We start from the raw sequence: 13,982 nt of genomic DNA, 5'->3' as shown, positions 1-13,982 counted from the left end.
TTTTTTATTGGTACGCTATTTGTACAGGGGCCTAATGGTACATCATATACATGAATAGATTCTTTTTCCATTTTTTTCTTCTTTTTACCTTAGGTGTTCTAGGCCAGACAAAGGTTGGAGGTATCGTTTCTGATGAAAGCGGTCAGCCTGTGGCCTTCGCCAATGTACTGTTCCAAGGTTCTACGGAAGGTACCATAACCAATGATAATGGTCGGTTCTATTTGGAATCGGACAATACGTATGATGTGTTGGTGGTTTCGTTCATTGGGTATGAGAACAAGGAGATTTCGCTCACTTCCAAGATAAACTTCAACATGGAAATTGTCCTTTCCGAAGCTGCCGAGCAACTCAACGAGGTAGTTTTGATATCGGGAAAGCAATCCAAAAAAAATAATCCCGCCGTGGATATCCTACGAAAGATATGGGCCAAAAAGCGGGAAAACGGTATTCGCAAATTCGACCAGTATGCCTTTGATAAATACGAAAAGGTGGAGTTCGATTTGAACACCATTGATAGTGCCTTGATGAAAAGGAAGATTTTCAAGGGGCTGGAATTCGTGTTTCAGGATCTGGATACCTCCCGCATCACGGGTAAAACCTATCTTCCCATCTTTTTGAACGAAACGTTTTCAAAGGTGTATGGCGATAATATCATCAACGAAGAAAAAGAGGACGTGTTGGGCAATAAAAATTCCGGCTTTGAGAATAATCAAGCTATCATTGCCTTCGTTCAGGACCTTTACCAGAGCTATGATATCTATGATAACTATCTCAAGTTTTTTGACAAGAGTTTTACGAGTCCGCTGTCAAGAACGGGAATAGACACCTATAACTACGCGTTGCGCGATAGTGCCTTTATCGATACTAAGTGGTGCTACAATATAGTGTACTATCCCAGACGTAAAAACGAGCTAACGTTTAAGGGCGATTTTTGGGTGAACGACTCTACCTGGGCTATCAAGAACATTAATCTGGAAGTTACCAAAAGTGCCAACATCAACTGGGTCAAGGAAATATATATTGAGCAGGATTTTGAGGTGGTCAACGATTCCCTTTTTCTTTTGAAGCGAGATTATATGCTGAGCGATTTCAGCTTTCAAAAAAAGGAGGAATCTAGAGGTGTTTATGGCAAACGGACCACGGTCTATGACAATTACGTGTTCAACGACAAAAAGCCGAAGGATTTTTACCGAAAGGACCAAAATCCTTTGGATATCAACTTGATCGTTAGGGACGATGAATTCTGGCAGAAAAACCGATTGGAATCCCTAAATAAGGATGAAGCGGGAATCTACACCCTGCTGGATACCCTAAAAACGGTTCCAAAATTCAAATCCTACTATAATTTGGTGAGCATACTTGGGTCCGGATATGTGGAGATCGATACATGGGACTTGGATATTGGTAATGTGTACGATGTGTTTGGGTTCAATCCGGCGGAAGGACCAAGGTTGCGGTTGGGAGCAAGGACCTATAGGGGCCAGAACGACCTATGGCGCTTGGAGGGCTACATGGCCTATGGATTTACGGACCAAAAGGTGAAACATGGATTGAGCGGTAAGTTTCTGATCGACCCAAAGACCCGTTTGATAGTTTCCGGTGGAAACAGGCGCGATATTGAGCAATTGGGTGTTAGCCTCACGGCGACCCGTGATGTGCTTGGCCGTAGCATCGCTTCTTCTTCGTTGTTGACGGTGGGGGCAAATAACAGACTGACGAATATTAATTTGAGCGCCCTTAATTTTGAAATGGAACCCATTACCAATTTTAGGATCTCCTTGGGCGGAACCTTCAGGACCCTGAGCTCTGCCCTGCCCAACGATTTTAGTCTGGATTATATAGACCCAGATGCCCCCAGTGGTGTATCATCCGAAATACGGCAGTTCGACTTCAATACCTTGTTGATCTATACACCCGGGAAAAAAACGATAGGCTATGGCGTGGAAAGGCGCGATGTAAACGATACCTATAGTACGCTATTGCTCAATTATACAAAAGGAACGGAGGGTGTCCTGGGCAGTGATTTTAACTATCAGAAATTACAATTTTCCTATAGCCAACCTTGGCAATTGGGTGGTTTTGGAAGATTGATGAGCACTGTGGAATTGGGCAAGACCTTTGGGGAAGTTCCTTTAGGCTTGTTGAGCGTGGTACCCGGAAACCAGACCTTTTTCTCAAATTATGGAACTTTCCCCAATCTCGATTTTTATGAATTTGTTACCGATACCTATGCATCGGTGCATTTGGAGCACAATTTTAATGGAAGACTCTTCTCCAGGATACCGTTTTTACGTAAATTGAACCTCAGGGAGATTGTGGGACTCAGGGGTGTTTGGGGAAGCCTATCGGACGAAAATATTGCCCTAAGTGCTCCGGCGAACGTTAATACGCCGCTAAGGGCGCCTTCGGAGAAAATATATTATGAATACTCCTTGGGAATAGGGAATATCTTTCGGATTTTCAGGATCGACTTTAATTTTAGGGGCAACTACTTGGACAATCCAGATGCCAGACCCTTTGGTATTACCGGAAGCTTCGGATTTAGTTTTTGATTTTCAGGGCAATTATCGGAAGTAGGCTTCGTTACTAAAACAAACAGAATTTATTTTATACACGAACATGGCCAATAAAAAAGACGTAACATTTGATGTTTTGATAGAGATTCCCAAAGGGAGCAGGAACAAATATGAGTATGATTTTACCTTACACAAAATACGGTTCGATAGGACCTTGTTTTCTTCCATGATGTACCCGGGGGATTACGGGTTTGTGCCGGAAACCCTTGCTTTGGACAGGGACCCACTGGATGTTTTGGTTTTGGGCACGGAACCAACGTTCCCTATGGTGGTCATGGAAGTTAAGCCCATAGGTGTATTTCACATGACCGATGAAAAAGGACCGGACGAGAAAATCATTTGTGTTCCCGTGTCGGATCCTATTTGGAGCAAGAGGGATGACATTAGCGATTTGAATCCGCATAGGCTCAAGGAAATAGAACACTTCTTTCAGGTGTACAAGGATCTGGAAAAAAAGAAAGTGGACACTGGTGGCTGGGGCAATCATGAAGAAGCTATTAAAATCTATCATGAGTGTGTTACAAGGTATCAGGAGAGCGAGCATAAGGATAAGCGCACCTTTATGATATAGCTATTTTAAGGAATGTAAAGCCCCCTTTATTATTATAAAAGGGGGCTTTTTTTATTATATTCTATTTTACTACTTTAGCAGCCACAAAAAAATAACTAATCAAATGGATTTAATCGTAAAGTTTTTACCTGCTTTTGGCCTCTTGGCGCTGGCATATGTTTTTATTAAGAGCTCCTGGGTTTCCAAGCAAGATGTAGGTAGTGAAAAGATGGCGAGAATAGCCAAAAACATTGCGGATGGAGCAATGTCCTTCTTAAAGGCCGAATACAAAATCTTGGCCGTTTTTGTAGCTGCCGTGGCAGTTTTATTGTTTTTTAAGGGGACCAATGAAGTTGGCTCCAACGGTATGGTGGCCGTATCCTTTGTTGTAGGTGCTATATGCTCCGCCTTGGCCGGATTCATTGGAATGAAGGTCGCTACCAAGGCCAATGTTAGGACTACGCAGGCCGCTAGGACTTCCTTAGGAAAGGCCTTGGAGGTTGCTTTTGCAGGCGGTGCCGTTATGGGACTTGGTGTTGTAGGATTGGGAGTATTAGGTTTGAGCAGTCTTTTTATGATATATAGTGGTCAAGGTTGGTCCTTGGGTGAAGTTTTGAACGTATTGTCAGGTTTCTCTTTGGGAGCATCTTCCATTGCGCTTTTTGCCCGTGTTGGTGGCGGTATCTATACCAAGGCAGCGGATGTAGGTGCGGATTTGGTTGGTAAGGTAGAAGCGGGTATTCCAGAGGATCACCCTTTGAATCCAGCTACCATTGCGGATAACGTAGGTGATAACGTTGGGGACGTTGCCGGTATGGGCGCGGATTTGTTCGAGTCCTATGTGGGTTCTATCATCGGTACCATGGTATTGGGAGCCGCTTTTGTTCAGATTCCCGCTTTTGCAGGTTCATTCGATGGTCTTGGTGCTGTGTACCTTCCATTGGTACTGGCAGCTGTCGGTATCATTATGTCCATCATTGGAACCTTCTTCGTTAAGGTAAAGGATGGCGGAAATCCACAGACCGCATTGAACATTGGGGAATTTGGATCCGCTGGTCTGATGTTGGTCGCCTGTTATTTTATAATTACCAATATGTTACCGGAAAGCTGGACTTTTGGGGGTGTAGAGTATGGTTCAATAGGTGTTTTCATAGCCGTATTGGCCGGACTCGTGGCCGGACTTGCCGTAGGTAAGGTTACCGAATATTACACGGGAACAGGTACAAAACCTGTTAATAGCATTGTAAGACAGTCCGAAACTGGAGCTGCTACGAACATTATCTCTGGATTAGGTGTGGGTATGATGTCCACTATGTTCCCTATTCTTTTGATTGCCGCTGCTATTTTGGTTTCCTATCATTTTGCGGGATTATACGGTATTGCGATTGCTGCCGTAGGGATGTTGGCCAATACGGGAATCCAATTGGCCGTGGATGCCTACGGACCCATTTCCGATAACGCAGGTGGTATTGCCGAAATGGCCGAATTGCCTAGCGAGGTTAGGGAACGTACCGATAAATTGGATGCGGTAGGAAACACTACGGCAGCTATTGGAAAGGGATTCGCAATTGCTTCTGCAGCCTTGACGGCCTTGGCCCTTTTTGCTGCTTTTATGCAAACGGCTAATGTAACGGCAATCGATGTTTCAAAACCGACTGTAATGGCCGGTCTACTGGTTGGTGGTATGTTACCATTCGTATTTTCTGCATTGTCGATGAATGCGGTGGGCCGTGCGGCTATGGCCATGATCGAGGAGGTTCGTAGACAGTTTAGGGATATCCCCCAATTAAAGGCTGCCTTGGAGGTTATGAGAGCGGTGGATTCCGATATGTCCAAAGCCACCGAAGCCCAAAGAGCTACTTTTGATGCAGCCGATGGTGTTGCGGAATATGATAAGTGTGTGGCCATTTCTACACAGGCCTCCATTAAGGAAATGGTATTGCCAGGTCTTTTGGCCATTGCAGTTCCTGTTGCCGTTGGTTTTATAGGTGGTGCCGAAATGTTGGGCGGACTTTTGGCAGGTGTAACTACTTGTGGAGTTTTGATGGCCATCTTCCAGTCCAATGCCGGTGGTGCTTGGGATAACGCTAAAAAAACCATAGAAAGTGACGGACGTAAAGGTACGGACGCCCATAAAGCGGCGGTTGTAGGTGATACGGTAGGAGATCCTTTCAAGGATACTTCAGGTCCTTCCTTGAATATTCTTTTGAAGTTAATGTCCGTTGTGGCTTTGGTAATTGCGCCAAGTATTGCAATGAGCGGCGACAGCATGACGGCTTATAACGAAGAGAAAATCGCTACCGAAGTTGTTGCAAAGCAAGTTGAAAAACAAGTTGAGGTAAAAATGGAAAAAACTGGAGATACCATGGTAAAGGCTACTGTGGTGACTACCTTAACCGAAAATGGTCAAAAGTCCATAAGCGAGCAAGTTTTTGAAGGAACTGAGGAGGAAGTGAAAGCCAAAATCGAGGCCTTCAACAAATCTAGTGAAGGTGTTAAAGTCCAAATCGAAAAAGTAGTCGAAGAGGTTAAGGAAGAAGTTCAGTAAGACCTTTTTATTTAATTATTTCTAAAATAGTAACGGTCCTGCCATTATTGGCGAGACCGTTTTATTTTTTGTATGCCGAAGTATTACTGAAGTTTAAAATGAATGGGAATACTAAAAGAGACCTTTACAGGAGTTCCTCTTTGTTTTCCTGGGGTCATTTTAGGAAGTTTTGAAAGAATTCGAATAGCTTCTTCCTCCAAAATTTTATGGGGTCCTCTTTTTTGTATGGTTCCAATAGATCCATCGCTTTTGATTTCAAACTGGGTACTGACCCTACCCTGAATCCCCATTTCTTGGGCCATTTCTGGATAACGGAAGTTTTTTTGGATATGCTTTTGCATCATTTCGTTAAAACATTCCCGTTTGTCCTTGGCATTTTCGCAACCTGGGAAAACGGGCACATCTTCTATCGTTATCCAGTTTACATTGACCTCTTCCTCTATTTCTTCAACCACTAAATCTTCAGGTTCAATTATTTCGGTTTCGGTATCAGCTTCTGTAGATAATATTTCAGTTTCATCAATTTCAACATCGTTGTCTTCCACTTTTATTTCAGGGGGAAGCACTTGTTTAATTTTGGGTTGTTCAATTTTAAATTTTTCTACGGGTTCTTCATCTATTTCAATTGGAGCAACATTCATGCTAACGTCATAGATGGAGTTAGGTTCATACGTTTTCCATTCCAAGGCAACAAATGCCAGCCCTAGTACTAGCATGAGTCCTAAAACAAAGAAAAGGCCACTTTTTTTGTTGAGGTCTTTTTTCGGGTTCTTTTTTGGTTTCATCTTTTAAAAAATTGTGGCTTCCATGGTGCAAGCCTGATTATACAATCGTTTTGTTATGAACTAAAGCTATACTAAAGGACTCGGTCTTAAAATGGCCAATGAGTGAAGGGTCTGTTTGAATGAGTGAAAATCTACTAGCGGTATTTTTACGGTAAAATTTTTCATGCCCAATGGAAAATGAATGTATTTTTGAGCATATGGGATTTCTTAAAAAGGATAAACTTCAGATTATCGCATTTAATGGATATGGGACTTCTCATAGATTCTATGTCCGTGGTAGGGCGCTGGAAGATGAGAATATCGACCTGGGGCATAAAGGCGCTTTTAAGTTATTGATTAATACTTGGAAACGGTTCGAGACCGATGAGATTAAAAACACCCCAATACGAATTGCCATTGGCGATACCATCATCCTTCAAGGAAAGACGGACCATGAAGGATATTATTTGGTGAACGAGCAAGTGGAGAACCTTTCTGAATATGTGAACGAGGAAGGGTGGGTGAAATTTGAAATCTCCTTTCAGGACACCAAACTAAAAAGGGAAATAATAAACCAAAACCGCTTTCCCGGGGAAATGTTGATTCCCAGTGCTAAGGCAAAATTTGGGGTCATTAGTGATATTGATGATACCATCTTGCATACGGGCGTGGTCTCTTCCTTAAAGTGGAAAGTGATTATCAATACCATGTTTAAAAGGGCGACAAGCAGAAGGCCCTTGGAAGGGGCGGCGGAATTTTATCATCTACTTCATCAAGGCAAAGCTGAGGAAGAGGCGAACCCTATTTTCTATGTAAGCCATAGTCCTTGGAACCTATACCGATATTTGGAACTTTTTCTTACGATCAACAAATTCCCAAAAGGTCCCATTTTACTGCGAAGTATGTCCAGTTTTACCCGAAGAAAACGAAGTGAGAAACCCCAAAAGCAAAAGGAAATCACGGGAATCTTAAATACTTATCCGCAGCTTTCCTTCATTCTAATTGGTGATAGTGGCGAAAAGGACGCGGATATTTACATTGAAATTGCAAAATTGTTTCCTAACCGGGTAAAGGCCATTTACTTGAGGAGTGTATCGGACGGCCGAAGAATGGCCAGGGTATCCAATTTGTTCTCGGCCCACAAAAACATTCCCTTTTTAATGGTAAATAAAACGGAAGAAGCCATTGCCCACGCCAAGGAACAAGGTTTTATTTAATTGGCACCGCCAAAGGGTTTTATTTCCCGAGGCTTGACCCGAAATTAGAAGGTCGCTTACTTCGAATGCCTTGTGGCCTAGCCCCTAGGTAGTTTACTTGAGAAGAATTAAAATAACCCGTTTATTTCCGCATCTATTTTGTTAATTACTTTACCAAGATCCTCGGGTTTGTCCACAAAGTCAATTTCGTCCACATCAATGATCAACAATTTACCCTTATCATAACCGTGGACCCACGCTTCATAGCGTTCGTTCAACCGGCTCAAATAATCAATCGAAATACTGTTTTCATAATCCCTGCCACGTTTGTGTATCTGTTTTACCAAATTGGGTATGGAACTTCTAAGATAGATAAGAAGTTCAGGGGGTTCCACCAAAGATTCCATCAATTCAAACAGACTGGAATAATTTTTAAAGTCCCTATTGGTCATAAGGCCCATGGCATGAAGGTTGGGTGCAAAAATATGGGCATCCTCATAAATGGTACGGTCCTGTATGACGTCCTTACCGGTTTCCCGGATCTGGACAATTTGTCTGTACCTGCTGTTTAGGAAATAGATTTGGAGGTTAAAGCTCCAACGTTCCATTTGGGTGTAAAAATCATCGAGGTAGGGGTTGTCCACAACGTCCTCAAAATGCGCTTCCCACTTATAATGTTTGGCCAGTAATCTTGTCAATGTAGTTTTACCTGCTCCAATGTTTCCTGCTACGGCAATGTGCATTTTGGTGTTATTTAACGGTTAGTTGTTCTGAAAAAGTTGTAGCGTACAATATACGAAGTATATTAACTTTCAGAAAAAATAGTGGTTGAAATGCCTACAATATTTTTGGAGTTTTCCATGCCAGGAATTGGAATCATAAAAAGTATTTAAATCATTTTAAAAAGAAACTATTTTTATACTTTTGCCCAAAACAAAGAGGAAGGATTTGACTGATTGCAACCTCGTTAAAAATGCTAAAGCAGTTTTGTGTCGGGATCGTTTCCGGCGCTCTCCTGAGAAACAATACCTCCTTTAGTCGCGCAACTTCCAAATCCTTTTTAAAAGAAAAAGAAATGGCGTATTTATTTACATCGGAATCCGTTAGTGAAGGACATCCGGATAAAGTGGCAGATCAAATCAGCGATGCCCTGTTGGATCATTTTTTGGCTTTTGACCCAGAAAGTAAAGTGGCCTGTGAAACCTTGGTCACTACGGGTCAGGTAGTATTGGCTGGAGAAGTGAAAAGCCATACCTATTTGGACGTTCAGAATATTGCAAGGGAGGTCATCAATAAAATAGGATATACCAAAGGCGAGTACCAATTTAGTGGCGATTCCTGTGGCGTGATTTCCTTGATTCATGAACAATCCCAAGACATCAATCAAGGTGTGGACAGGGGTTCCAAAGAGGAACAGGGAGCCGGGGATCAGGGGATGATGTTCGGTTATGCCACAAAGGAAACGGAGAATTACATGCCTTTGGCCTTGGACATTTCCCATAAAATATTGCACACCTTGGCGGAACTTCGTAGGGAAGGGAAGGAAATAAAATACTTAAGACCGGATGCCAAGGCACAGGTAACCATCGAGTACTCGGATGAAAATGTACCGCAACGTATCGATACCATTGTGGTGTCCACCCAGCACGATGCCTTTGATTCCAACGATGAGGCTATGCTGTCAAAGATTAAATCGGACATCATATCCATCCTTATCCCTAAGGTGAAATCCCAATTGCCTGAGGAAATTCAGCAATTGTTCGATGACCAGATTACCTATCATATCAATCCCACGGGAAAATTCGTCATCGGTGGGCCTCATGGGGACACCGGTTTGACCGGAAGAAAGATTATCGTGGATACCTATGGAGGCAAGGGAGCCCATGGTGGAGGAGCCTTTAGTGGTAAGGATCCCAGCAAGGTAGACCGTAGCGCGGCCTACGCGGCGCGTCATATAGCCAAAAATTTGGTTGCTGCCGGCGTCGCCGATGAAATTTTGGTTCAGGTAAGTTATGCCATTGGGGTAGTGGAACCTACGTCCATTTTTGTGGAAACGTATGGAACGTCCAATGTCAATTTGAGCGACGGTGAAATTGCCAGAAAAGTAAGGCAATTGTTCGATTTAAGACCTTTTGCGGTCGAGGAACGCCTAAAGCTTAGAAACCCCATTTATTTGGAAACCGCTGCCTATGGTCACATGGGTAAGGAATCCAAAAAAGTGATCAAAGTTTTCGAATCCCCGTATAACGGTCGGGTTGAAATGGAAGTAGAATTGTTTACCTGGGAGAAATTGGATATGGTGCAGGAGGTAAAAGTCGCCTTTGGGCTATAACAAATTTTCAATACTATTTACATAAAGGAGCCATATATGGCTCTTTTTTATTTTCAGGAATAACCATTCTTTCCTAGCTTTAAGGACAATTAATTCAACCATAATGAAATCTACCTTAAAGTATCTACTGACATTGTTCATTATTACTTCCTTTGCGTATTCCTGCAAAAGAACGAACCAAACTACGGAGACCATTGAGGTTTCGGATACCTATGTAGCCGACAATTACACCAAAAAGGAGGTGGATATTGAAATGCGTGACGGTATTAAGCTACACACCACCATTTATTCCCCTAAGGATACTTCCGTAGAATATCCCATCATTATGCAACGCACCCCCTATAGTTCCAGACCCTATGGTGAAGGTCAGTTCAAGGAAGCTATCGCACCCAATAAGCATATGATGAAGGAGGGGTATATCGTGGTATATCAAGACGTGCGGGGCAGGTGGTTGAGCGAGGGCCACTATGAAAATATGCGGGCCTTTATTCCCAATAAGAAATCGGATCAAGACATCGATGAAAGTTCAGACACCTACGATACTATAGAATGGTTGGTGAACAATGTGGAAAACAACAATGGCAGGGTAGGAATTTGGGGCATTTCCTATCCCGGGTTTTATTCCACCTATGCCACGGTGGATGCGCACCCGGCTTTAAAGGCGGCTTCGCCCCAGGCGTGTATCGGCGATTTCTTTTTTGACGATTTCCACCACAACGGCGCCTATTTGTTGAGTTATTTTAGGGCGACGAGCGTTTTCGGGACGCCTAGGCCCAATGGGGATCAGCCCATTGATACGGCATGGTATGACCTTCCGGACCTAGGAACGGAAGACCAGTATCAGTTTTTTCTGGATGCAGGGCCCTTAAAAAATTTAGATCGATTTTTTGAGTACGAAACCGGGGATACCCCAAGGATGGCCATGGACGGCCAGACGGACGATTTCTTTTGGAACGAGTTAAAGGAACATCCCAATTACGATGAGCTTTGGCAAAGCCGGGGACTTATCCAACACTTGAAGGATGTAAAAAGCCATGTAGCTACCATGATTGTTGGGGGTTGGTTCGATGCCGAAGATTTGTACGGTCCCTTGGAAACCTACAAAAACATTGAAAAATATAATAAGGACAACTACAACACCATGGTATTTGGTCCTTGGGACCATGGCGGATGGGCCAGAAGCAGGGGAAAGAACATCGTAGGGAATTATTATTTTGGGGATGGTATTTCCGAATTTTTTCAGGAAAACATTGAGACGAAGTTTTTCCATCATTTTCTCAAAGGCGATGGAAGCATGAATAGTGGACTCCCCGAAGCCTATGTCTTTGATTCCGGTAGGAAGGAGTGGAAACAATACGATACCTGGCCACCTGCCGGGGTCGAGAAGCAGGATATGTATCTGAGCGAAAATCAGGAATTGACCACGGAGAAGCGGGGCGAAACAGGAATACAGTTCGTTAGTGATATTAAAAAACCGGTACCGTATTCGGAGGATATTAAATCGGTTTTCACCCCTAGAAAATATATGACGGACGATCAACGATTCGCCGCAAGAAGGTCGGACGTATTGGTTTTTGAGACCGATGTTTTGACAGAGGACCTTACCTTGGCAGGCGATATTATGGCGAATTTGAATGTTGCCACCACGGGAACGGCTGCGGATTGGATCGTAAAAGTAATCGATGTGCACCCTGCCGATGCCGAAAATCATGAGGAGATGCAGGACCATCTTAAAATGAGCAACTACCATTTGATGGTGCGTAGTGAGGTATTAAGGGGAAGGTTTCGGAACAGTTTCTCAGACCCGGAACCCTTTGTGCCCTATGAAAAAACGGCTGTAAATATTAAGCTTCAGGATGTATTCCATACAATCAAAAAGGGACACAAATTACAGATTCAGGTGCAGAGCACCTGGTTTCCTTTAATAGATTTGAACCCCCAAACGTATGTGGAAAATATTTTTAAGGCGGATGAAACCGACTTTAAGACCCAGACCCATACGGTTTTCACGGATTCCAAGATTGAGTTTACGGTATTACCGTAAGTATTTCAATCCCTCCGACCCGATACTTCGTATCGCGTCACCTCCCTTTTCCAAAGGGAGGAGCTTTTTTTGGAACTTAAATTTTCACTTGTTTGCTATAAAATTTGCTCCCCTCTTTTGCAAAGAGGGGTGATTCGGCCATGCCGAGTCGGGGAGATTGGGATTTTAATTAATTTTTTACAATCCCTCCGACCCGATACTCCGTATCGCGCCACCTCCCTTTTTTAAAGGGAGGAGCTTTTTAAGGTTTGCCGTAAAGGGAAAGAGGTTTAAACCTATCGTTTCACTAGGGTTTTGTTAAATTTTTGGATTTGATTAGGATTTTAAAAGTTCCTGCCCTTATATTTGCCCCGTTAAGTTCAAACACGTATTGAATAGTTATCAAGAAAGGTGGAGGGATTGGACCCTTTGAAGCCTTAGCAACCCTTGTTCACCCGATTATCGGAAACAAGAAGGTGCTACATTCTACCCCGTTTGGGGAAGGATAACAGTCATCGAAATTTCTTCGATTCACTTTCTTATAACTTTTTGATTTTATCGAACCGCATCGTCGGCAGGTTCGGGTTTGGCTTTTTTAATCAATTTATGATGTCCGCGATCAATCAAGGACTTAACCATTAAAAAACAAAAATCATGAGCAATCAAAAATTAGCAACGAACGCACTTCATGCCGGGCATGACACTACACAATCCGCAGGTACTAGGGCCGTACCTATCTATCAGACATCGTCGTACGTATTCAATAACACCCAACATGCGGCCAATCTATTTTCCTTGGCGGAATTGGGCTTTATTTATACCCGCTTGAACAACCCTACCAACCAGATTCTTCAGGACCGTTTGGCCGCTGTGGAAGGTGGTATCGGTGCGGTGGTATTCTCCTCGGGAACGGCTGCCATTTCTACGGGGTTGTTGACGCTTTTAAAGGCCGGGGACCATATTGTAGCCTCCAGCAGTTTATATGGGGGTACGTTCAACCTGTTGAATGTGACGCTCCCACGTTTGGGAATCCATACGACCTTTGTAGATGCCTCAAAACCCGAAAATTTTGGGAAGGCCGTAAAGGAAAATACCAGGGCTATCTTTGTGGAATCTTTGGGAAATCCAAAACTGGACGTTCTCGATTTAAAGGCTATATCCAAGGAAGCCAAAGCAGCGGGCGTTCCGTTCATCGTGGATAATACGGTAGCCACTCCGGCATTATTAAACCCCATTGAACATGGCGCCAATTTGGTCATCCATTCTTTGACAAAATACATTGGGGGTCAGGGTACATCTTTGGGCGGTGCCATTATAGATGCGGGTACTTTCGACTGGGCCAATGGAAAATTCCCGGAATTTACGGAACCTTCCGCAGGGTATCACGGTTTAGTATATCATGAAGCCCTGGGAGCTGCAGCCTTTACCTTTAAACTGATTTTGGAAGGTCTTAGGGATTTTGGCGGTGCTTTGAGTCCGTTCAATGCCTTTCAAATTATACAGGGATTGGAAACCTTACCCGTGCGTATTAAGCAACATAGTGCGAATGCCTTGGAGCTTGCAGAATGGCTGCAAAGCAGGGACGAGGTCGCTTGGGTAAAATATCCCGGATTAAAGGGCGACGATTATTATGATTTGGCCCAGGAATACCTGCCCAAAGGCCAAAGCGGCTTGGTTACCTTTGGGGTTAAAGGAGGATTTGAAGCGGCCAAAAGCGTGACCGATGCCACCAAAATATTCTCGCTTTTGGCAAATATTGGCGATACAAAATCCCTCATTATCCATCCGGCGAGTACCACACATCAGCAGTTGACGCAAGAACAGCAACTGGGTGCGGGCGTTTCTCAGGATTTGATCCGACTTTCCGTTGGCCTAGAGGATATAGAAGATTTAAAGGCCGATTTGGAACAGGCCTTTGCCGCAGCCAATATCTAGCGGTAAAAGAAACGAGTCAATACACGGCAAAACGCTGATAAATAGATAATTTTGGCAT

General features: G+C 43.5%; 9 protein-coding genes and 1 riboswitch. Of the genes, 7 read left to right on the top strand and 2 right to left on the bottom strand.

Translation table 11 applies throughout. From position 1 onward, the window contains the following. The first annotated feature begins 50 nt into the window (after positions 1-50). From ACZ41C_RS03610 to ACZ41C_RS03600, 3 genes are all read left to right on the top strand, one after another. A complete protein-coding gene (locus ACZ41C_RS03610; protein WP_464564391.1) occupies positions 51-2,552 on the top strand; it encodes a DUF5686 and carboxypeptidase-like regulatory domain-containing protein in 2,502 nt (833 codons plus the stop codon). Positions 2,553-2,619: 67 nt separating this feature from the next. Beyond that, on the top strand, positions 2,620-3,147 hold the full coding sequence (locus tag ACZ41C_RS03605; protein ID WP_138259616.1) for an inorganic diphosphatase: 528 nt from the start codon (positions 2,620-2,622) through the stop codon (positions 3,145-3,147). A gap of 103 nt (positions 3,148-3,250) precedes the next feature. Continuing rightward, positions 3,251-5,674: a sodium-translocating pyrophosphatase gene (locus tag ACZ41C_RS03600; RefSeq protein ID WP_464564388.1), complete on the top strand. Its 2,424-nt coding sequence runs from the start codon at positions 3,251-3,253 to the stop codon at positions 5,672-5,674. 83 nt (positions 5,675-5,757) lie between these two features. Here the strand turns inward: ACZ41C_RS03600 and ACZ41C_RS03595 are convergent, their stop codons facing one another. Continuing rightward, the gene (locus ACZ41C_RS03595) at positions 5,758-6,459 is read right to left on the bottom strand and encodes an energy transducer TonB (protein ID WP_464564386.1); all 702 of its coding nucleotides are present in this window, start codon (positions 6,457-6,459) and stop codon (positions 5,758-5,760) included. Between the two features lie 170 nt (positions 6,460-6,629). Here ACZ41C_RS03595 and ACZ41C_RS03590 point away from each other — a divergent pair, with 170 nt between their 5' ends. Continuing rightward, complete coding sequence (locus ACZ41C_RS03590) at positions 6,630-7,655, top strand: App1 family protein (protein WP_464564384.1); 1,026 nt, start codon at positions 6,630-6,632, stop codon at positions 7,653-7,655. A gap of 107 nt (positions 7,656-7,762) precedes the next feature. On the opposite strand, the gene ACZ41C_RS03585 is transcribed toward ACZ41C_RS03590, so the two are convergent. Next, entirely contained in the window at positions 7,763-8,377 is a 615-nt protein-coding gene (locus ACZ41C_RS03585) for a deoxynucleoside kinase (protein WP_138259619.1), read from the bottom strand. 332 nt (positions 8,378-8,709) lie between these two features. Between ACZ41C_RS03585 and metK the strand changes: the two genes are divergently transcribed. From metK to ACZ41C_RS03570, 3 genes are all read left to right on the top strand, one after another. Then, positions 8,710-9,966 (top strand): methionine adenosyltransferase, encoded by a 1,257-nt coding sequence (gene metK, locus ACZ41C_RS03580; protein WP_138259620.1) that lies wholly within the window; start codon positions 8,710-8,712, stop codon positions 9,964-9,966. Between the two features lie 103 nt (positions 9,967-10,069). Then, positions 10,070-12,010 (top strand): CocE/NonD family hydrolase, encoded by a 1,941-nt coding sequence (locus ACZ41C_RS03575; RefSeq protein ID WP_464564382.1) that lies wholly within the window; start codon positions 10,070-10,072, stop codon positions 12,008-12,010. Positions 12,011-12,385: 375 nt separating this feature from the next. Continuing rightward, positions 12,386-12,501, top strand: a riboswitch (SAM riboswitch). A gap of 142 nt (positions 12,502-12,643) precedes the next feature. Further along, a complete protein-coding gene (locus ACZ41C_RS03570; RefSeq protein WP_138259623.1) occupies positions 12,644-13,924 on the top strand; it encodes an O-acetylhomoserine aminocarboxypropyltransferase/cysteine synthase family protein in 1,281 nt (426 codons plus the stop codon). Positions 13,925-13,982: the final 58 nt, after the last annotated feature.

The organism is Maribacter sp. C-4077 (genome assembly GCF_055378385.1).
The sequence above is the reverse complement of the archived record's forward strand: the minus strand, read 5'-3'. Positions and strand labels throughout refer to the sequence as shown.

Coding starts and splice junctions, on each gene's coding strand:
- ACZ41C_RS03610 (WP_464564391.1), top strand. CDS start 51: ATGAATAGATTCTTTTTCCATTTTTTTCTTCTTTTTACCTTAGGTGTT.
- ACZ41C_RS03605 (WP_138259616.1), top strand. CDS start 2,620: ATGGCCAATAAAAAAGACGTAACATTTGATGTTTTGATAGAGATTCCC.
- ACZ41C_RS03600 (WP_464564388.1), top strand. CDS start 3,251: ATGGATTTAATCGTAAAGTTTTTACCTGCTTTTGGCCTCTTGGCGCTG.
- ACZ41C_RS03595 (WP_464564386.1), bottom strand. CDS start 6,459: ATGAAACCAAAAAAGAACCCGAAAAAAGACCTCAACAAAAAAAGTGGC.
- ACZ41C_RS03590 (WP_464564384.1), top strand. CDS start 6,630: ATGGAAAATGAATGTATTTTTGAGCATATGGGATTTCTTAAAAAGGAT.
- ACZ41C_RS03585 (WP_138259619.1), bottom strand. CDS start 8,377: ATGCACATTGCCGTAGCAGGAAACATTGGAGCAGGTAAAACTACATTG.
- metK (WP_138259620.1), top strand. CDS start 8,710: ATGGCGTATTTATTTACATCGGAATCCGTTAGTGAAGGACATCCGGAT.
- ACZ41C_RS03575 (WP_464564382.1), top strand. CDS start 10,070: ATGAAATCTACCTTAAAGTATCTACTGACATTGTTCATTATTACTTCC.
- ACZ41C_RS03570 (WP_138259623.1), top strand. CDS start 12,644: ATGAGCAATCAAAAATTAGCAACGAACGCACTTCATGCCGGGCATGAC.